The sequence below is a fragment of the Micromonospora sp. BL4 genome (genome assembly GCF_003667505.1).
Classification (GTDB): Bacteria; Actinomycetota; Actinomycetes; order Mycobacteriales; family Micromonosporaceae; genus Micromonospora.
Map to the genome: position 1 here is coordinate 61,082 of NZ_RCVJ01000198.1, position 20,834 is coordinate 81,915.

At 68.0% G+C, this 20,834-nt stretch carries 12 protein-coding genes and 1 pseudogene; 10 read left to right on the forward strand and 3 right to left on the reverse strand.

Annotation, left to right across the window (positions count from 1 at the left end):
• Positions 1-12 precede the first annotated feature (12 nt).
• Both EAD89_RS26560 and EAD89_RS26565 read left to right on the forward strand, forming a co-directional pair.
• Positions 13-732 (forward strand): ABC transporter permease, encoded by a 720-nt coding sequence (locus tag EAD89_RS26560; protein ID WP_121677621.1) that lies wholly within the window; start codon positions 13-15, stop codon positions 730-732.
• On the forward strand, positions 729-1,409 hold the full coding sequence (locus EAD89_RS26565; protein ID WP_121677622.1) for a GPP34 family phosphoprotein: 681 nt from the start codon (positions 729-731) through the stop codon (positions 1,407-1,409). The genes EAD89_RS26560 and EAD89_RS26565 overlap by 4 nt, the downstream gene beginning before the upstream one ends.
• 1,667 nt (positions 1,410-3,076) lie before the next feature.
• On the opposite strand, the gene EAD89_RS31180 is transcribed toward EAD89_RS26565, so the two are convergent.
• A complete protein-coding gene (locus tag EAD89_RS31180) occupies positions 3,077-3,370 on the reverse strand; it encodes a hypothetical protein (RefSeq protein WP_233579150.1) in 294 nt (97 codons plus the stop codon).
• Between the two features lie 696 nt (positions 3,371-4,066).
• Here EAD89_RS31180 and EAD89_RS30575 point away from each other — a divergent pair.
• Positions 4,067-4,222 (forward strand): hypothetical protein, encoded by a 156-nt coding sequence (locus EAD89_RS30575; RefSeq protein WP_158610778.1) that lies wholly within the window; start codon positions 4,067-4,069, stop codon positions 4,220-4,222.
• 132 nt (positions 4,223-4,354) lie between these two features.
• Here the strand turns inward: EAD89_RS30575 and EAD89_RS26585 are convergent, their stop codons facing one another.
• Positions 4,355-5,014 carry an HAD family hydrolase gene (locus EAD89_RS26585; RefSeq protein ID WP_121677626.1) on the reverse strand — a complete coding sequence of 220 codons (660 nt, stop codon included), beginning with the start codon at positions 5,012-5,014 and terminating at the stop codon, positions 4,355-4,357.
• Between the two features lie 629 nt (positions 5,015-5,643).
• Here EAD89_RS26585 and EAD89_RS31390 point away from each other — a divergent pair.
• Positions 5,644-5,832 (forward strand): annotated as a pseudogene (locus EAD89_RS31390) (carbamoyltransferase C-terminal domain-containing protein); the annotation flags it as partial.
• Positions 5,833-5,986: 154 nt separating this feature from the next.
• Positions 5,987-7,426, forward strand: a complete 1,440-nt coding sequence (locus EAD89_RS26595) for a hypothetical protein (protein WP_121677628.1) — start codon at positions 5,987-5,989, stop codon at positions 7,424-7,426.
• Here EAD89_RS26595 and EAD89_RS26600 read toward each other — a convergent pair.
• On the reverse strand, positions 7,404-10,343 hold the full coding sequence (locus EAD89_RS26600) for a CHAT domain-containing protein (RefSeq protein WP_121677629.1): 2,940 nt from the start codon (positions 10,341-10,343) through the stop codon (positions 7,404-7,406). The two genes, EAD89_RS26595 and EAD89_RS26600, sit on opposite strands and share 23 nt — an antisense overlap.
• A 336-nt stretch (positions 10,344-10,679) precedes the next feature.
• On the opposite strand from EAD89_RS26600, the gene EAD89_RS30315 reads away from it, so the two are divergent.
• The 5 genes from EAD89_RS30315 (at position 10,680) to EAD89_RS26630 (ending at position 20,359) form a co-directional block, all read left to right on the forward strand.
• Positions 10,680-11,537: a macro domain-containing protein gene (locus tag EAD89_RS30315; protein ID WP_147458875.1), complete on the forward strand. Its 858-nt coding sequence runs from the start codon at positions 10,680-10,682 to the stop codon at positions 11,535-11,537.
• Between the two features lie 83 nt (positions 11,538-11,620).
• The gene (locus EAD89_RS26615) at positions 11,621-14,176 is read left to right on the forward strand and encodes a CHAT domain-containing protein (RefSeq protein WP_158610779.1); all 2,556 of its coding nucleotides are present in this window, start codon (positions 11,621-11,623) and stop codon (positions 14,174-14,176) included.
• A gap of 167 nt (positions 14,177-14,343) precedes the next feature.
• Positions 14,344-14,667: a CATRA system-associated protein gene (locus EAD89_RS26620; RefSeq protein WP_147458876.1), complete on the forward strand. Its 324-nt coding sequence runs from the start codon at positions 14,344-14,346 to the stop codon at positions 14,665-14,667.
• Between the two features lie 26 nt (positions 14,668-14,693).
• Positions 14,694-16,259 (forward strand): CATRA conflict system CASPASE/TPR repeat-associated protein, encoded by a 1,566-nt coding sequence (locus tag EAD89_RS26625; RefSeq protein ID WP_147458877.1) that lies wholly within the window; start codon positions 14,694-14,696, stop codon positions 16,257-16,259.
• Between the two features lie 11 nt (positions 16,260-16,270).
• Positions 16,271-20,359, forward strand: a complete 4,089-nt coding sequence (locus tag EAD89_RS26630; RefSeq protein WP_121677635.1) for a CHAT domain-containing tetratricopeptide repeat protein — start codon at positions 16,271-16,273, stop codon at positions 20,357-20,359.
• Positions 20,360-20,834: the final 475 nt, after the last annotated feature.

Consider the following 20,834-nt stretch of genomic DNA (forward strand, 5'->3'; position numbering starts at 1 on the left):
AGGAGCATCACCGTGATTTCTATCGCGTCCAGCGAACTGATCCAGATTTTCCGCAACCGGCTGGTGCTGATCACCAGCCTCATCATCCCGGTCGCGGTCTGTGTGTTCTTCGTCCGTCAGCACGAGACCTACGCCGCCATCGGAAGCCTCGGCTACATCGCCGCGATCGTGATCTTCACCGTGGCCGCCTTCGGGCTCTACGCCACGGCCGTCACCACCCTGGCCTCCCGGCGACAGAATCTCTTCCTCAAGCGGCTGCGCTCCACCGCCGAAGGCGACGCCGGCATCCTCGCCGGCCTACTGCTGCCCGTACTCGTCCTCGCCGTGGTGCAGGTGACCGCGATCCTGACCGCCCTGGCCGTGGTCGCCGGCGAACCGGCCAACGTCGCCCTGCTGGTCGTGGCGGTCCTCGCGACCCTGGCCATGATGATCGGCCTGGCCCTGGCCACGGCCGGGCTGACGAACTCCCCCGAACACGCCCAGGTCACCACCCTGCCCGTCACCCTCGGTGTGATCGCCATAGCCAGCTGGGTGGGCATCTCCGGCACCGAGAACCTCGCCTGGCTCAAGCGGCTGCTGCCCGGCGGCTCGGCCACCGAACTGACCATGAACGCCTGGAACGGCGGCGTCGCCGTGACCGACTCCCTGCTCCTGCTTGCGCCCACGCTCGGCTGGGTCGTCATCGCCGTCGCCCTCGCCACTCGACTCTTCCGCTGGGAGCCCCGCCGATGACCACCGAACCCCGGTCCGACGTCCCGACCCTCGTGGAAGATCTCCTACTGCTTCTGTTCCAACCCAGGTCCGGGACCATCGCGGGTGAGAACACCCTCTTCTACGTCTTCGGTGGAGCGGTCCTCGCGGACCTCGCCCTCGGCGATCACCTGACCACGGCGGACCGGGGGCGGGTCAGGAGCGTGGCGGGTCACCCACCGTCGGACGACCTTCTCCGCCCGGCGTGGGACTACCTCACCGAGAAACCTAGGGGGGTGCAGACGGCACTGGCGGCGATCGGTCCCGCCCTGCGCAAGCCGGTGTTGGAGCGACTCATCGCGCGAGGCGACATCGACCAGGAGCCCCGTAAGGTGCTCGGCCTGTTCCGGACGACGGCCCTGCGGGACGGCAGGACCGGACGACGGGCCGGCCTGCTCGCCGACGTTCGGCAGGTCCTCGTGGACGGTGCGGAGCCGCAAGCCCGTGTCGCCGCGCTCGCGGCGCTGCTCTCGGCGAGCGGCACGCTCCCGCAGTTCCACCGCGAGATCCCGTGGACGTCAGCGGTGATCACCCGGGCCAAGGAACTCGAGCAGGGCGACTGGGGTGCCGACGCCGCGGCGGCAGCCGTAACCCGCGCCGTGACGGCCACGGTCGTCAACAGCGCCATCGTGGCCATCACCGTGCTTCCTCGAAGCTAGGGCGTGGGGAAGGCCTCGTCGAGCGGTTCCGGGCCCACCTTCCGCTGGCGGTCGTCGACCAGGGCACCTACTACGCCGGCGGCGACGACGGCTACCGCATCTAATCGGCGTGTATGGCCATCCAGCTCTCCAAGAACGGCTTTGATCCAACTGCCTTCGACACGGCCGGCCGGCCCGGCCGATGCCGGCCGGAGGTCGCCAGCGGGCCGGAGCCGGGCCGGTGCGGCCCGCTTGCGGGCACGTCCAGGAGCTGACCGCCGTTGACCCTCGGCTCCCGGGTCAACGGGCACGCAACGGGCACAAACGACCGAGGGATTATGAGATGAAACTGCCTGTCCTGCCGATCTGCGCGCATGGCGGTTCAGCGGCGGAAACGCCTCTCGATATCTCACACCACTTCCCTGTTGTCGATCGGCGTCTTGCGGTCTAGAAGCGGACTGCGGGGTCAGGCTGCCCGGAGCGTCAGTTTGGAAGATCGCGCTCAGTCGGGTGTGATGCCCGGACAGCCTGCTTGGGAAGGCAGTCCGGTGACCGCTCGCGCCCGCTAATGCCCGTCAGGAAGGACGGGTTACTGGCCCGTGTATGACCCGGCGATCACCTCTCCGCCTGGCACGGAGGGCAAGCACCAGCACCAGGACTGCGGCCGTCGCGGCGGCGCCCCAAACGGTCAGCATGACCGAACCCGCCACAGGGCTCTCCGCTGGCGGTGGCAGCACAACCATGTTGAGAGCCGCCCCGACGGGAGCTACGAGTGCCGCGAAAATTCCGACCGGACCTGGACGCCGGATGGTGGCCCCCACCGCGCCGAGAGGCAATCCCAACACCAGGCTTGCGACCAACCAGAATGGCATTTGCCCCCACCCGAAGCCTTCATGGAACGGGAACAGCATGGGCACGGCGTCGTAGACGATCGTGGCGTCGATGAGCGCGAGGCCTCCCGCCAGTGCCCCGGCGAGCACCCCCACCACCGGTCGGAGACCACTGCTCACCAGCCAACCCACGGCCACAGCCATCGTGGCCCACGCCCAGCCCGAGTCGAGGATCAGGCTCGCGAACTCCGCCGTCTGTGACCAGGCACCCCGGTCCGCACGGCTCTGCCACCCTCACCGAGCAGCAGCGGCACACTGTTGGCGACAGCCGCGGCGGCGCCCAACGCCGCACCGACGGCTAGAGTGGCCGCCAGCCCTCGAATCAATCGCATCCGATCACTCTAGGGATGCCGTCAGAGGCCATGCCGCCGTCCGCGCCCACGTAGACCGCTCCTCTGCCTAAGCCCATCTCTGTCGACGATCCCCGCCGGAGGCATCGGTTCTACGTACTCATCCCTACCGCTACGTCGCGCGGTGGCGCATGCACGCCCGACCGCCCTATTCCTCACCGCGTGCGGGCGTGCCGGATGTGCCAGAGCACGAAGACGTCCATACACGAGACCGTAACCAGGGCCTACGTAGCCAGCCGGCGGGTGCGGCTGCCCGCCGGTGTCGGTGGCTTCCGCCCCCCGGAGCCGCAGGCGTCCGGTACGGCTTCCCGCCGGGCGGGTCACGGCGCCCGCGCCCGCGCCGCGCCTTGATACAGCAAAAGACGATTCGGCAATCAACCGCCGACCTGGCCCATGGCCGCATGCGAACCCTAAGTTCGCGGGAAGCCCGACGCACAGTGAGCGAGGCCTAAGTGACCAGATTGATTACTATCCCGATAGGAATAGAGAATAGGGCGCCCAACCCAACCCCTATCCATACGTCGCGCCGGGCGCGCTTAGCCTGGTAATCGGCCATGAACCGGCCGATAATCTCTACCTGATCGGTCGTGAGTGCCAGTATTCGTTGGTATCTCTCGATCTTGTGTTGCAGGTCGTCGGCGACCCTCGATTCGGTCTCCACCCTGGCATGAAGTGCAGCCACCTCGGCCTCGACCCTTTCCTGGATCTCAGCCAGTTCCTCCTCGGCATCCTTGACTGCCATCGCAGCGACCCCAGTCGGGCCCGTCACTTGCAGAAAGCGCCCAAATGTTGACATCCAGCGGCGATCAAGGGCCCGAAGAAAGATATGTAGCAGAACAAACATCCCAAGCCAGACGACGCTCGCGTATTTCGAGTCGCGATACGTCAGAACGCCAGCCAAACCAACGCAAGCACTGGCAAATGCGATCACGACGGCGTGTAGGGTCCGGAAGGCCATGTCTTTCATTGAACCTTGGCGACGCCCCTTGATGGATGACCCAAAGGGCTATCATCTTCGCCCCGGTCTGCTGCTCAGCAGCGCACGTCACAATCCCTCGGTTGTGAGGCGCTCTCGGCAAGAGCCCCAGGGTCCGCCGAGGCCCGCGGCGGCTCCGGTTGGTGCCTGGTCGACGGAGGCGTAGGCCCTGCGCGACGACGTCTCGCTTACGAGCTCTGCGCACCCCGTCCATCGGCGTCCGCACCGGTCCGGCGCCTCGGACCTTCGGCCACTCACTGCGTCGGCGACTGTCGTGGCCCGGGATCGTTGCTGTCGGCGGTTACAGGCGAACCACCCCACCGTCCACCGACCTCTTGCGGACGAGATGCGGATACCCGTCCCGGAGCGGTCGTGATCGAATACGCGGCTATGGGGTTGGATGAGTGCCTGACGGAGTCGCTGGTCCAGCTTGGGAATCACGGCCTAGTCGCCATCGTCAAGATGGATGGCGAACGCGAACGGGGCCGGTGGAAGGTGCTGGTGTGGGGCAAGCCCCTGGGCGGGGAACTGGTGCGGTGGGACGGCGACGACCTGGGCGCCGGGCTGTCCCGGGTGATGTCCAAGCTTCAGGAGCGGGTTCCGGGACTGCTCGACTGAACTGCGGGCCTGGGGGTTAGAAGAAGATGACGGATGGCTGGTCAGGTAGCTGCGTGCCTGGTCGGCGCGTCTGCCGTTGTCGGGTGGCGTCGGCGTCAGCAGGTGGTCTTGGCTGTACGGATGGCTGTACAGCTACAGGCCGGAGTCCTCGCCTCGCAGTACCTCGACAGCGGCCACTACGTCCGTGACGGTGCGGTCCGGCGGGGTGAGTTCCGCCGGCCATTCCTTCCCTCGACTGACCCAAAGGGTGGCAAGTCCTGCCGCGCGGCCACCCTCGACATCAAGTACAGGGCTGTCACCGATCGCCCAGCCTCCGCGCAGCAGATCGAGGCCGCACCCACGGGCCGCCGCCTCAAAGATCTCGCATGCTGGCTTCCGGATACCCAGCTCTCCGGACACTGCCCAGGCATCGACGCATCGGTCCAGTCCGGTTCGCCTGATCTTGCCCAACTGATTGTCGGCCTGGCCGTTGGTCACGATCGCCACCGTCCAGCCCTCGTCACGCAGTAGCGTCAGCGATCTCAGCACCTCTTGGCGGCAGCTCACCAACTCCGGCATCCGGCGTCGGTACTGCCTCCATGTGTCTTCCGCCGATGCCAGTCCGAAACGCTCCGTCACCTCGCCGAAGAACCAGTCACGGGGCACAGTCCCGTCCTGATCCGTAGTGATCAGCCAGGCCAACGCGTCGTCCGGCAGTTCGCGATCGGCGCAGAACTCGACCGCCCAGCGCCGGAATGCTTCCAAACGGTCCACGAGCGTGTTGTCGAGATCGAAAAGCGCCAACCGCTGCATGGTCAACAACCGTACCGGGCGGGTAGAGCGGATCTCCTCGTCGGGCAGTCGTCAGACCGTCCAGCCTCCCGGGACGGGGCCAAGGTCTTTCGTCCGGTAGGGCGCTCCACCTTGTCCCCGTCCCGGGAGGCTGGTAGCCCTTGTGGTGCCCGGCGAGGTGATCTGTGGCGGCATCTCTAAGGAGGGTTGGGGTTCGGGGCGGAGCCCCGAGGTCTTCAAAGATCCTGCGTCTGTCAGTCTGGCCGGCCGGCCCGGCCGATGCCGGCCGGAGGTCGCCAGCAGGCCGGGGCCGGGCCGGCGCTGCCCGCTTGCGGACCACCTTGATCCAGAGGACGATCAATTCGGCAAATGACTCCGGTAGCCACCTGAAACTTGACCAACGGTCAAGCTGCGCCGGGCCAACTCCAACTTGACTGATCTTGGTCCCCACAACGGCGAAAGGGCCGACCCGATTTCCGGATCAGCCCTTTGACCTTGCGTCGGGACGGCCGGATTCGAACCGACGACCCCTTGACCCCCAGTAGTCCGGTGGTCCAGCGGCATGCTCACGCAAGTTTGTCCAGGTCGCCGACAGTGTAAACCAGCCGAGTAAAGGGGTCGTCGCAACACTCCCCCGGCAGCGCCGCGCCGAGTACGGCCTGCAGGCGCTCGGCAACCGCAGCTTGCTGGCGAACCCGGGGACGAGACAGATCCGGGACCGTGTCGATCTTATCAAGCAGCGTGAGGCCCGGCGCCCGTTGGCTCCCAGCCTGCTGGCGGAGGAGGGCTTGACGCCGTTGACCCCGTCGGCGCGTGAAACCTTTCGCATATGCTGGTGACCGCACCAGCGAAGAGCGGGGCCGCCCCGCGCTGGCCGCCGTGGTGCACGTTGACGGCAACACGCGGCTGCGCCAGCACTTCCCGCGAAGTCCGAGCATCTGGGCGGCTTCCTCCCACATCAGTCGGTGATTACATGTCCAACATGGAGAAGCCGTGCAGACCCCGCCCGAGTTGATCGCGTTGTGCCCGGAGGCCGGGTCGCCGCGGCAGGCCGCTGCGCTGGTGTCGCAGCTCGGTGGCGCGCCGCTGCTGTGCCGGCTGGCCGGTGCCTATCTGGCGAGGGCGCAGGAGGGCCGTGCTGAGGAGCCGATGCTCGGCACCTTCACCGGGTATCGGACCGAGGTGCTGATGCGGGCGGGTGCGGGGCCGCGGCGGGACGCCGTGATTGGACTGGCATTGGAACGGCTGGACGACGACGGGCTGGGGCAGGCGCACACGCTCCTGCGGCTGTTCGGCGTCCTGCCGGATGCGCCAGTGCCGTACCAACTGTTGCTGGACCCGGCGCTGCTGGCCGAATCGGAGCTGTTCGCGGGCCTGACCGGGCCGCATCTGGAGGCGTTGATCGACGGGCTGGTCGGGCTGGCGCTGGTCGAGAGGACCGCGGCGGGGGAACTGTCGCTCGATTCGGAGATCCGCGAATTCGCCAACCACGACGGTGAAGACTCGGGTCAGCGGCCGGCGCACGTCGCGCTGCTGGCGAAACTGATCATCCGCTCGCCGCGTTGCGAGGTGGCGGCCGCGGCTGCTCACGTCTTCCGGATCGCGGCCGAGGAGAGCGGTGATCCAGGCCAGGTCGATGTGTTGGCCGACGCGTGCCTGCTCGTCGGTGACGCGCTGGCCTCGGACGGGCGGTTCGGCGAGGCGCGGGTGATCGGTGAGGCCGTGGTCGCGGGCACGCGGCGACTGCTCGGGCCGACCCATCACCGCACGCTGTTCGGCACCACGTTCCTCGCCAGCTGGACCGGGGACGCGGGGGACCCGGCTGCCGCTCACGAGCTGCTCTGCGAAGTCGCTGCCGCCTACGGGCCGATACCCGATACGGACAGCCTCGTCGCATTCGCCAACCGAGCGTACTGGGCAGCCAAGTCCGGAGACGTCGTCGCAGCCCGCGACGCGTACGCGGAACTGGTGCCGTTGCGGACGCTGATGGCCCGACCGGATGACCCAGAGCTGCTGGTCGACCGCACGGAACTGGCCCGGTGGACAGGCGCGGCTGGAGATGCGGTCTCGGCCCGGGACGCGTTCGCGGATTTGATGCCCCTGTTGACCCGGTTGCTCGGACCGGACGACCCGGAATTCCTGGACCTGCGCGCGGAGTTCGCGCGCTGGACCGGCCTGGCCGGGGATGCCGCCACTGCCCGCGACGCGTTCGCGGAGCTGGTCAGGCTCAGGACGCGGCTGGCTGTCCCGGACGATGTGGACCTGCTGTTCTATCGCGGCGAACTCGCGCACTGGACCGGTACGGCCGGGGACGCGGCAGACGCGCACGCCATGCTCATCGGGCTGCTCCCCGATTTCGTGCGGGCGATCGGCACGGACGCCGAGGATGTCGTGGCGCTCCGGGAGGCGATCATCCGGTGGGGGGAAAAGTGACCTCGGCGTCCGGCCCGACGTGCACGTACGCCGCCCAGCAGGACGGCCGTCCCCGATATCGCTCCCGGAGGGCCAGGATGGCGGCGTTCACGGCGTGGGCCGGCCGCCCATGGTGCAACCCTCCGTAGATCAGCCGTGCGGCGCGGCCCGCAACCGAGTCGGGAACCGGCCAGTACGTGGCGATGACGTGGGCGAATCCGGCCAGTTGCAGCGCCGACGCGATGTGGATGTTCTCGTCCGGTAGGCGCCCACCGCCCTGGAGAGTTGAGCAGGCAGACAAGTAGGCCAGGGTACGTGACTTCCTCACCCCGGCCGGTTGGCGGAGGAGTTCGCGAACCCGCAGCGGGCCATCGTGCAGCGTGAGGTAGCTGTCCGATGGCCGGGCGGCGTCCGCCGTCGCGTGGCCGGCGAAGTGCACCCAGTCGGCGTCGGCGAACAGGTCCCGTACCCGGGGCGTGGTGGCGTCCTGTCCCGACACCAGTTCGGCGGCTGCGCCGAGGCGGCGATGTACCTCGTCCGCCTCACGGAGCGAGGCGGGCAGTCCCGGACAGTGCGGGTCGTCCGGTGCCACCACTGCAGCCCACTGCGGCACCGGGTGCGTGCCGACGGCCGTCAGGCTGAGCAGCGTGGGTGCATAGGAGCTCACGACGCGACGCGGCGCGAAACGGATCGTGTCATCGTGACCGGCAGCATGGATCGGCAGGAAGGAGAGCGCGCCGGTTGGCATCCACCAGACGTGGCCGGTGGGGTCAACCCGGTCGAGGTGGTCGAGGACGGGACCGGCGATCGTGTCCCAGAGCCAGCCGAGCGTCTCCATTAGGCCGGCGTCGGTGGGCCGGATCGACGCCGCGGCATGCCGAGTGATGTCTTCGCTCGTGAGGTTGGGGAGCGGGAGGTGGTGGGTCGAGGTGCCGTTCACCAGGAGCGCGTCACACCGGTGAGCAGCCACGTTGATGATCACGACCGTGCCGGGGCCGAGCCCGGCCCGCAGGTCGCCGATGCGCGGCGGACGAAGGAAGCGTTCCAGGCCGGGCGTGCGGTGGATCTCCGCGAGGATTGCGTCGCGTTCCCGCACCGCGCGGTGCCGGTCGTAGACGGCGGATCGCTCGTTGCGGTGCGACGCCTCGATCAGGTCGTGGGCCGCGCCGAGGCGTTCCGCGAGATCGGATGCGCTGGCGCGCACCTTGTCCGTGTCGGCCCATCTGCTTAGTGCCTGGGCATAGAGCACTCCCCTGCCCTGTTCCAGGATTTCGACGGCACCGTCCGGGTCGCCGAGTTCGAGTGCGCAGGCGGCTGCGGTGGTGGCCAGCGCAGGGAATTGTGATATCAGGCGTTCCTGGTCCTCACGGTCGAGGCCGGCCCAGGCGACGAGGTCAAGCAGCTCAACGGCCCGGCCCAGCGCGTTCCGGGCATTGGGCCAGTCCGCGGCACGCGCCCGCAGGTGGCCGAGGTTCTGGGCGGCCATGGCGCGGGACAGCGCGGGCGCCAGCTGGGTGTTGGCGAGTCGGGTGTACGTCGCGGCGGCCTCCTCCAGGTCGCCGGGGCCGTCCCGCAGCTCTCTGGCGGCACCGAGGTTGAGCAGCGTGTCACCGAGTTCTGGATCGTCGGGGCCTATGCCGGTGGTCGCCTGGGTGAGCACCTGGACGGCCTCGTCGATGCCGGGTCCGAAACGGGCACTGGCCAGCAGCACCGCGCCGAGGTTGGCCCGGTGTGCCCGGTGTTCAGGTCGCTCGGCCGGGGTTAGCGCGGCGGCGGCCCGGAGCAGGTCCGCCGCACGGTGCAGCGACTGCGGGTCGTTGGCGCCGACGCCTTTGCGGTGCAGCGCGTTGGCCAGTCCGGCGAGGTGGGCGGGCCGTTCCGGATCACCGGCGACCACCTCCTCCAGCTCCCGCACCGCCTCGTCGAGCGCGTCGGTGTCCATGACCGCCTCGAACCGGTTCCGGAGCGCGCCGGCGCGGTTCACCCGGTACGCGTCCCGGTCGGGATGACCGGCCGGGAGCAATCGGACGGCGTCGGCCCAGTCGCGGATCGCCTCGTCGAGGGCGGCGAGGGCACCGGTGGCGGCGAACGTGAGCCGGCCGGCGATGGCGAGCTGGTTGAGGTAGATCGGCCGGTCGGGGTCGTCGGGCGGCACCCTGCGCAGGCTGCGGCGCAGACGGCGAGCTGCCTCCGCCGCCGAGGTCCGGTCACCGGTGAAGATGGCGCGGCCGAGGAGCGCGCGTGCCAGCCCCGACGTGCAGCCGGGTACGGCGGGGTCGTCTGCGGGTACGAGGGCGCAGGCGGTCTGGCCCTCATCGACGGCTCCGTCGAGGTGGTCCCGGTTACCGGTGAGTTCCCAGGCCGCCATCAGGGCGCTACTCGTGTTGCTGAGGATCCGGGCCCGCGACGATGGCAGGCGCAGAGCAGCGTCGCCGGCGGTCCGCGCTGCGGCGAGCAGTTCGGGGAGCAGTGTGACGTCGCCGGTACGTTCCAATTGACGCATCAGACCGAGCCCGAGGTTGGCGTGGGCGGCGAGGTGACCGGGTAGGTCGGCGGCGGCGGAGCGCAGGAGCGGTAATGCATCGTCGAGAGCCTCGGGCCGGTGGGTGCGCTCGCTCTCCCGGACGAGGCACATGCCGAGGTGGGTGCGCCAGAGTGGTGCCTGCGCATGGTCACCCTGAGCCAGGGCCACGCCGTACGCCCGCTGGGCGGCGGGCAGCGGCCCCGGGTCGACGGTCCTTTCGGAGAGCAGGTAGAGCGCATAGCCAAGTTCCGCAGCCCGGGTGGCCGGCGCCGTGCCGAGGTCGGTCAGCGCCGTCAGCCGATGCACCGCGCGGGCGAGTGTCGAGGCGTCGCCATCGCGGTGCGCCCGCTGGGCCAGCTCCATAACCGCCGAGAACTCGTCCGGGCCATCGACATCGAACTGATCGGCGGTCATGGCGTATAAAGTTACCGTCAGTGACGGCCCACGGTGTACCGCCGGGGTGGACAGCTAGGCGTTCCACGACCTCGTAGGCCCGCGAGCGGTTAGAGGACTTTCGGTTGTGCTACTGCAGCCTGGCGGCCACCCTTGCGCCCACGACCGCCCTGCAGGCAACGCGGATCGGTTACCTGACCGGGCAGCGCCGGTCCTCGTAGTGAGACTGCCTCCGCCATCAGTGACGGCTCTACATCCTCAGATCCGCCAGCGCAGAGTTGCCCACTTGCCGAAGATAGGGCAGCGGGACACTCGGCCCATTGTGATGACGCAGGACGGCCGGACATCATCTATGTCATGCGATGGGTCGTGACACGGCGCGGACTGCGCAGGCTTGCGGCACACTCGTTCGCCACGTTTGGCGTGATCGCCCTGTTTTTGCAGTCCTACCAGGCAATTTGGGACAGGCCCGCGTTTCGTGACCACGAGATTGCGGTGGCGGCGGCGGCCGCTGCGGTATCGGTGTTATTGGGACTCGCTCGCGCCCGCCCCGGTCCAACCGTCGCCCGAGATCTCCGGCATCCGCGGTGTCGGATAGAGATCGTGCCGGGCGACCTGTTTGATGAGCAGGAAGCGCACCTCGTCGTCGGATTCACCGATATGTTTGATACCGACGTTAACGAGGACCGGATCATCAATGCAAACAGTGTGCAGGGACAGTTCCTGCGCCGACTCTACCAGGGCGACGTAGCCACGCTGGACGCCGACCTGGCTCGGGCGCTGACGAACGTGCCTCACACGGTCCGGGTACCAAGGGCGGCCAAGCCGTTCGGAAAGCTGTGCCGTTATCCGGTTGGCACTGTAGCGGTGCTCGGTACTCCGCGCCGACGTTATTTCGGCGTGGCCTATAGCACCATGACACCAGGCTTGCTCGCTCAGTCCTCTGGAGACGCGCTATGGCGGAGCCTTAGCCAGCTGTGGGTGGCGGTGTATGAGCACGGACAGCGGGCTCCGCTAGCCATGCCGGTGGTGGGCGCCGGGCTAGCACGAGTGGACGCGCTGGACCGGCTCGCGCTGATCCGACTCATAGTGCTGTCGTTCGTGGCAGCGTCCAGGGAGCGACTGCTCACCACTCGGCTGCGCATCGTGATGCCGCAGCGGGAGTTCCTCGAACTCGACCGACTGGAGCTACAGGCGTTTCTCGACTCGCTTTGAAGTACGACGTAGGGGCTTAGCACAAACCGCGACGCCCGCAGCCGAGATGCCCTACGGACATGGCGTTGCGCCACTATGGTCCGGTGGACGAGGACCTGCTCGCGATCGTGCGTAAGGCTGCCGCGCACGTGGACCTTCACGAGCTGGCGGCGGCCAGGCGATTGCTCGAACCACTGGCGGGCAGAAGGGAACTGCCTCCGCAACTACGGGCCCAGGTGCTGATGGAGTGGGCGTGGGTGCTAGGCGCCGAGCAGCATCACCGGGAGGCTGCCGAGGCGTACGCCGAGGTGATAGAGCTGGCCGATCTGACCAAGCTGGCCGATCTACGCTGCGAGGCGTTGCTGGAGAGTGGAATCCTCGCCCGCTATGAAGGTCGGCTGGACGATGCCGATGCCCTGCTTGCCGAGGCTGGGGCGCTGGCCGCCAGTCGGAGGGACTACCTGCGGGCCGGGCAGGCGCGCGCGCAGCGGGCTTCGGTCGCCCACCAACAGCATCACTTCGTCGAGGCACGCGAGCATCTCGACGCACTGGCTGAATTGCTGCCCCGGTGCCCCTCTCACCCTCGGACTGAGCAGTTGCGCGCCGACTGGGCCCACCAGGCGGCCGTTTCAGCGCGGCTGGCGCAAGAGTTCGACCGGGCGCGGCAGCTGCTCGCCGAGGCCTGTGACCGGTACGCGGCCTTGGGCCGGCGTATCGGGGTGGCCAACACCGAACGCGAGCTGGGAGCCGTCCTTCAGCAACTCGGCGACCAGGCCGGGGCGCGACGGGCGTACGGCCAGGCCTTCACGGACTACCTGCGAGCGCGACGCCGCCTCGGTGCCGCCCACGTGGCCCGCCGACTCGGTCAGATGCGGCTGCTCGACGTACCGGAAGACCCCGCCGCAGAAGCGGACGCCCGCCGGCGCCTCTATCAAGCCCTCCGACTTGGCTCGGGCGAGCCAGGCAACCGGCTTCTCAGTGAGCTGTTCCTGGCGCGCCTCGACCGGCTCGCCGGGAATCTCGACGCCTCGGAGGTTCGGCTCGCGGCGCTGCCATTCGCAGACGCCCCGGATTCCCGGCACCTGTCTCAGGCCGCCCTCGAATGGGGATTGGTCGAGCGGGCCCGCGGCAACCGCGCCGCCGCAATCGGGATGTTCCGCCAGGCACTGCTGCCGCTCGACGCAGACGATGACCCCAGCGCGGCGTCGATCGCGCATTACCAGCTTGCGTACGACCTCATCCTCGAGAACGACGTGGGTGAGGCGAAGGAGCATGCGGTCGCGGCGTTCCAGCTCAATGAGGAAGCCGGGCGGCGGCTGGGTGATCCGGCCGACCGCGAGACGTTCTACCGTGACACGCGGCAGGCGTACGTCCTCGCCATGCATTGCAGCGCCCGCGACGAAGACGGACCCACCGCGTTTCGCGTGGCCACCGCTGCACGCGCGGAGGCCATGGCGGCGTTCATCCGGGCAGGAGCCCAGTTCTCCCCAGCACTGCGCGAGCTCGTCGCGGCGATCACCCTGGCCCGGCGTACCCCCATCGAGGCCGGCCGCCTGCCCGAGCTGCACCGCCGCCTCGACCGGCTGACCACCACCGAGCTGCGCCGCAGCGCGGTGCCGGAGCCGGTGGACCTCGCCGCGACGCGGGCCTCGCTCCCCAGGGGCGGGCACGCGCTGCTGGTCGACGTACTCGAGGATGAAGCCACAATCTGCAACCGGATTTGGTTGGCCCCCGACGGCACAACCCTGGTCGACGAGGTGCTGCTGCCACCAGGCGTACGCCGCTGGCTCGACCGCTACCACGCGGCGGAGCCAGGGTTCGCTGGCGAGTTCCAGGACGAGGCCCTGGCCACGTTGGGCACCGTAATTATCCCGCCCGGCCTCGCCGCAGCCCTGGTTCGGGGTGACGAGCCCCCCTTGGTGATCTCCACCGGCGGGCTGTTGGGACCGGTGCCGGTCGCCGCCATCCGGGTAGGCACACACTTCCTGGCGGAGCTGGCACGCATCGCGGTCGTACCGGCGATCGCACTCTGGACGGCCCTGCGGTCGCGTCCAGTACGCACGGGGGCGGGCATGGTGGCATACCTGGATGAGTCAGTGCCCGGCACCCGCCGGGAGAGGGTTGCATTGAAGAGCGCTTTTCCGAATGTCGCCATGCTGACCCGTGACCAGGTTCGGCCTGCCCTCTCCAGTGCTACGGAACACGCAGCGGTCCTGTTGAGCGTGCATGGCACGGCCGTCACTGGCCTCGGCCAAGCCTTGCAACTCGGCGGCGGCGACTCCCTGACGGCCGCTGACCTACTCGTCTGCCGCCTGCCGGAGGCGGTGCTTATGCCCGCGTGCTGGGCGGGACGGCTCCACCTACGCGCTGCGGCCGAACCGCTCGGCCTCCCGACAGCGGCGCTGCTCGCCGGGGCCCGGTGGGTTCTCGCCGGCACCGTGGACATCGCCACGACACGGACAGCAACTTTGCTGGGCGCCTGCTACGCGGAGCTGGCGCGCGGCCGATCCCCAGTTGACGCGCTTCGCCAGGTGCAAATCGACTTCCTGCGCAGCCCGGGGCGGGGGCAGGTCCCACCGCACACGTGGGCCGGCCTGTCCATCGTGGGAGACGGCTTCGGCCCTCGGATGGCGGCGCCGCGACGACAGCTCGATCGGTAGACGACTGCCGCCACCGCCATGCAGCGTCCATCTAGGCGGTTGATGAATTTCAGGGATGGTTTGTACAGCTACCCCCGGAGGAACTTCAACCACTGGCCCATTCTGGTACCGCGCACCCCGCCCGCCGGTGCGGCTCCCGGATGCCAGACGCCATTACGATCGGCTGCATGTCCGACCACTCGCTTCCGCCCGATCTGTTGAACGACCTCCACGACGTGCTGGACGACATGGAAGAGTGGCAACTCGACCCCGCAGGTTGGGCCTACGTCGACACGCTGCTCGGACGGGTGGAAGTCACCCTTTCGGCCGGGGAGGAAGAAGCGATTCGGCAGGTCGTAGCCGACCTGGAGCTAAGCGGACCTACCAGGGCAAAGAGCGCGGACAGCGGCGCGACGAACAAACAGCCGCCGAAGACCCGTGACAAGGTGGCCGGACTCAAGGACACGCTCGACGCCCCGAGGCGGACCGGTCAGGAGAAAGCCCAGCGGTGAGTCCGTCGGCAGGTGACCAGGAGCTGGTGGTTCACCTCTTCGCCCGTGGGGACGGCCCATATGCCGAGGCGGCCTATGGGCACCTGAGGGAGGTCTGGCAGCGCTGCCACGACGTGCTGGGCATGACCGTCCCGCTTGAGCAGTCGGGGCTACCGGTGACTTTGCCGGTGGCGCTAGGCGACCTCGCTCGGGACCCTGGTGGCGGAGAGCTCGTCGTGGCCGCGCAGCAGCACCCCGACGTGCTGTACCAGGCGATCCTGCGCCGATTCGCCACGATGATCAACCTGTCGACGGTGCTGTCCCCCGGCGCCTTGGGGGCCGACGCGCCCGGCTGGGGTGAGCTGTACCGGCTATGGCGATCGGTAGCCGGGCCGTGGTCGGGGGTACTCCTTGGGGCGGCGTACTTGTTCCTAGGCAAGATCGAGCTATCTGGCTCGGCCGATCCACGAGTGGCGGAGGGGGTGGCACTCGATCTCCCGATCACCGGACCGGGCGGCTGGTGGCACGACGGGATGCTGACCACGGGCGGCTTCGCACTGTGGGAGCCCGGCCTGCATGGCTCCGATGGCCGCCCGGAGCGCTCATTCCTGATCCTCGCTCGACCGGACCACGACGACCGGTTGAGCGACTGGACGTGGTCGAACGGCGTACCGGTAATGCCGCCGCTCGGCCACCACCTTCGGCACGCCGCCGCGGTACGCCATCAGCTGAGAGTGTGGCACGAGGCCGACGACATGCGCCGAGTCCAGCAACGGCTCAACACCGCCGGCCCCAGCGACCTGCCGGAGATCCAGGCCGATATCGCGTACTGGCGGGCAGCCCTGCGCGACATGCGGCTAAGCATGAAGAACACGGAAGCCGCTATGCGTCAAGCCTTGGGCTCCGACGCCCGCGGCAGCGCCGGTCCGCTCGCCGACGACCTGGCTCTGGTCACCTGGCTCCGACGTGGCCTCAAGAATGAGCTGGCCACCCTGGAAATTGCTGACGATCGGGCCCGGACGCTCACCGGTCTCCAGCGCACCTCGCACCCCACAGGAGAATGCCAACCGATGCCCAACCCGCGCGATGTCTTCGTGATTCACGGCCGCGACGACCAGGCCCGCAGGGCCCTCTGGAGCTTCTTGCAAGCTATCGACCTACACCCGCTCGACTGGGAGGAGATCGTGCAGGAAACTGGCCGGCCCTCCCCCTATATGGGCGAGGTCTTGGAGAAAGCCTTTCACACCAACCAAGCCGCCGTCGTCCTGATGACTCCGGATGACGGTGCGATCCTGCACGAGAGCCTGCGTGACAAGGGTGACCGAGCTTTCGAGAGCCAGCTCACGGGCCAGGTCCGCCCTAACGTCCTCTTGGAGGCCGGCATGGCCCTGGGCCTGCAACGTGATCGCACGGTCGTCATCGAAATCGGCATGCTGCGCTCGATCTCCGATCTGGCAGGCATCAACACCATCCACTTCGACGGAACGGTCGTCAGCCTTCACAAGATCGCCCAGCGCCTTCGCGCCGCTGGGTGCGCCGTCAACACGACCGGGACGGACTGGCTGGACGTGAGTCGCTTCAAGGACCTAGCAGCGTACGACCGGACGTTCTGAGCGCCCGCGGGATGCCCGGAGAACGAGCAGAACTGTGGCAGCTGCTGGCTGTCGCGTATCAAGCGATTGCCGGGGAACCTGAGTTGTCGGTTCGAGGCGACGTTTTGGTCTGGTTCAAACAGGTCTGGCCGCAACTGCGGCAGGATCTCGAGACCTTGTCCGAGGATGACGCCATAGTGGCGATGCAGACGATGACGCCTTTCCTGGCTGGACTCGAGGACTGGGTGACTTTGGCGGATCTCAGCCACCGCGGCCGCGCGCTGACTTGCCGTTCTGACCACCTCCGGGACTATCTCGTCTTCACTCACCACCTAGGTATCTCTCTTCAGATGCAGGCCGACACCCGGGGTGCCGAGCAAGCATTCAAGGAGGTCGCTCGGCGAGCGGAAGTGGCAGGAGACCTTGGCCTGCGAGCCAAGGCGCTGGCTCACCAGGCACAGCTGCGCCGCCAAGCGGGCGAGCCTGGTGAGGCAGCCATCGTCTTTCACCGGGCTGCTGAGGCATATCGCCTCGACGCTGACGAACTCGGCGAAGCCCGGACACTTGGTGACCTTGCCACGGCGGTGCACGCGTTGGGAGACCAAACCGGCGCTGAGAGGTACACCGAGCGCGCCCGCACATTGTTCCTCAGTCACGGCGCCTACCTAGCCGCAGCACGCGAAACCCAAATACTTGCGGGCATTCGAGCGGCAGGCAACGACCTCGATGGTGCCGTGGCGCTGTTCGACGAGGTGATTCGCCTCGCCCGCACCGCGGGCACCCCAGTCGCCGTAGCAAAGGCGGCCTACGACGCGGCGCACCTTCTCGCACTGCACGGCGAACTACACCAGTCTGCCCGATATGCGAAGCTAGCCGACGAGTGTGCCGGCGGCCTCGACGAAGGCTTGGTCCGCGACGTGGCCGAGATCCTCGAGTACGTCCGTACTGAGGCTGCGGTTCGTCAGCTTGCCACCGCCGACTCGAACGAGGTTGCAGACCGTCTCATCGCGAAGCATCCAGAGCTCCGCACCGTCATGGGACTGGCCCTCGCATTGCGGTCCGAATCAGCCTTTCTGCATCGCATGGCCGAGCACCCAGATTCGGCGGCACGGGAGTTCGCGGATAGCCAGTGGCAGACAGTGGTGGAACTCGCCCGCGGAACCATTCTCCCGGATGGGCTGCAAGCATTGGTCAGACGGCACAGTCTGGCCGTGTCGGACGGCCAGAACGATATTCTGAAGCGGATCGTGGGGATGAGCCCGGCCGCCACGTTGCCCGGCGTTCGCGGTCGCTATCTGGTGTTGCTGGCCCAGCGATCGTCCGACGCCCAGCAGGTGATCCAACTGGCAACAGAGGCGGCGGCCCTGCTAGAAGCAGTCGATGCCCCAGAGCTCGCTGCTGGTGCCCTCGTCGAGGCAGGCACTGCATGGCGACGCCTGCGGACCGTTGATCTCCGGTACAACAAGGACCAGGCACTCTCGGCTCTGCGGCGCGCCCTACGGGTGTTGCGTCGCAATGTAGATCGCGCCGAGTGGAGCCGCGCGATGGTCGCACTAGCGAACGCGTACCTCGAATATCCCGTAGATCGGAGGCGCAACCTGGACCGTGCCGTCCGCCGGTACACAGCCGCGCTGATGGTTCTCACACCCGAGGACTACCCCGAGGGCCACGGCACCGCACTCGCCGGTCTCGGTCTGGCACTGTCCGATCCCGCCATGGCCGACGACAGCCAGAACCTGGAATCCGCCCGCCGACATGTCGAGCAGTCCCTACAAATGCTCCACGACCCGGCAACCAGGTCGACCGTGTTACTCAATCTCAGCCACTGCTATCGCAGGCGTCAACTTGGAGATCCGGACGCCAACCACGACCTCGCCCTGCTGTACGCGCGGCAGTCGTACGAGCTATGCCAGATCGCCGGGCTACACTTCCAGGCCGCTGAGGCGGCGACAGCTATAGGCGATCTGCTCGCTACTAGCGCCCGTCGGTCCGACATGAGCGCGTGGACCGAGGCCGTCGACTGGTATCGACAAGCACTCGAGTCCCTTCCCGTCGAGGAGGCACCCGCAGCTCATGCAGCGGCGGCCGGCAACCTTGCCAACACCCTGTCGCAGACACCTGGTGGGATCGAGTTTCTATCCGACGAGATCCTCACGCTGTATCAGACCACCATCGAAACCTTCCACTTGCTGGGCGACTCCGTAGAGGCAAGCCGGGCCCGGTACAACCTAGCCAACGCACTCTCCCAACGGCGATCTGTCGACCACGACGGGATCATCGCGCTGTACGAGGAAAGCATTGCAGGGCGCCCGATCAGCGAGGCACCTGCGGAGTGGGCGGAGTCAGCCACGGCCCTGGCCCAGGCCCTGTTCCGCCGGAACAAGCCCGTCGACCTGGATCGTGGTATGGCCCTCCTCGAGCAAGCGAACGCCGTCATGCCGGAGGAGCAGGCGGGCCAAGTCCAAACGGTGCAAGGCCGGGAACTCGGGCGGCGCGGCGACTGGCCGGGCGCCGCCCGCCTTCTGGGCCAGGCCGCCGCTGCCGCCGACTCCCGCTATCTCGCCACGGTGCTTTCGGCCGGCCAGGAGGCCGTCCTCACCCGGACCGCCGGGCTTCACCGCGAGGCGGCGTACGCCCTCGCCCGCGCCGGGCAACTAGCGGAGGCGGTGACCCTCATCGAGGGAGCCCGTGCCCGGGAATTGGGGCGGCTCCTCGAACGGGACCGCTCAGGTCTGGCGCAGCTGGATGCTGCCGCGCCGCGGGCAGCCATAGCATTTCGGGATGCCGCGCGGCGTCTGATGGAGGCGGAGGCGTACCAACGCGGTAATTTCACCTTAAACTTGGACGAACGACATCGGCTACGAGGTGGGCTGGCCGACGCCCATGCTCAATTTGTCGCCGCGACCGAGGCGGTCCGGGCCGTGCCGGGATTCGCCGAGTTCGGATTGCCGCCCGCCGACGCCGCGCGGCAAGCAGCACTCATTGGTGTTCCGGTCATCTACCTAATCACAAGCGAGTTCGGCAGCGTCGCCCTGCTAGTTAAGGATGGTCATCTGGTCGAGGCCGCGTTCGGAGCGCTCACCGAGGACGAACTGGTTGATGCGCTGCGGGGGGTCCAATCGCTGACCGACGACCCTGCTCTGCTGCCCCGCCTCATGGACTTGCTCGGCGAGCGGTTCCTGAGCGAAGTGGCACATCGCCTTGTCGACGCCGACATTCCGGAGGTGATTCTCGTGGCCACCGGATTGCTCGGCGTACTTCCGGTCCACGTTGCGCGATACTGGCGGGACGGCGAGACAAGGCACCTTTCGGACGACGTCGTGGTTTCGTTCACCCCGTCAGCCCGGTCGCTGCTGGCTGCTCGACGCCCTGACGGGCAGCACTCCGGCGCCCGACTCATCGGCGTCGCTCAGCCATCGTCGACTCAAGGCACCCTGCCGCACGCCGCGGCCGAGACGGCCTCTGTCCGGCGCCTGTTTCCGGGGCCCGGTGCCGTGCTGGCCGGTCCAGATGCCACCAAAGCAACGCTAATCCGAAAGCTGGCCGGAGCCACCCACGTCCACCTTGCCTGCCACGGCACCTTCGACCTAGAGGAACCGATGAGGTCCGGCCTGGTCCTTGCCGACGACAGCATGCTCACGCTCCGGGAGCTGTTCGACGAACGACCGCTGGACGGTGTGCGCCTCGTTGTCGCGTCGGCCTGTCACAGCGCTATGAGCGATATCGCGCATGCGCCAGACGAAGCTATCGGTCTACCAGCAGGTCTGGTGTACGCCGGCGCGGCAACCGTGGCCGGCACCTTGTGGAGCCTGAAGGATCGCTCCGCCCCGCTTCTGGTCAGTCGCTTCTACGCGTATCGCTTTCAGGGAGATCCGGAGACTGGATCAGGGCCAATGACCGCAGCAACGGCCATGGCACGCGCCCAGAACTGGCTCCGCGACTCGACCACCAACCAGCTCAACCGCTTTGCCGAAGAGGCGGGCCTGCCTCGGGTTAGGGCGGCGACCACTTTTGCGAACCGGCCGGAGCACTGGGCGCCGTTCGTGGTGGTCGGCCCGGGAGCCCACAACGCTCCGCAGTCAATCTGGCCCGACAAGCAAGCTGGAGCCACGCAAGTCTAATGAGGGTGCGGCTTACAGCTCTCCTGCTCAACAGCTCGGCGGCGACGGTGCCGTCGGCTCCGAGGTCCGCTCTGCCGTAGGCGGCTCGTGCGTCCTGCTCCGCCTTGAGGGCAGCGACCTGGTTGGGGAACCTTTGCCGCCTGTGCTGGCGGCGGCGCCGCCCGTTCGCGACGGGCGGCAGGTCGATGATGAAGAACCAGCGGGTCTGGCTGTTGGCGAGGCGGTAGTTGTAGACAGCCATGCGGCTGCACCTCCGCAGTAACGGGACCGAGGGATGCAGCCCACGTTAAGCGATCTCCGTTACCGCCAGCGTTACCGCAACACCAGTCGGGGCGGCCCCCTGGCGCGCGAAGGCTGTCCGCGACGACCTGCGTGGCTATCCAACGATGTACACAGGTCGTCGACGAGACGGGCTTAGTGAACGAGAGAACGTCTTACGTAAGAGCGACGGCCACGACGGCCACGACGCCAACCA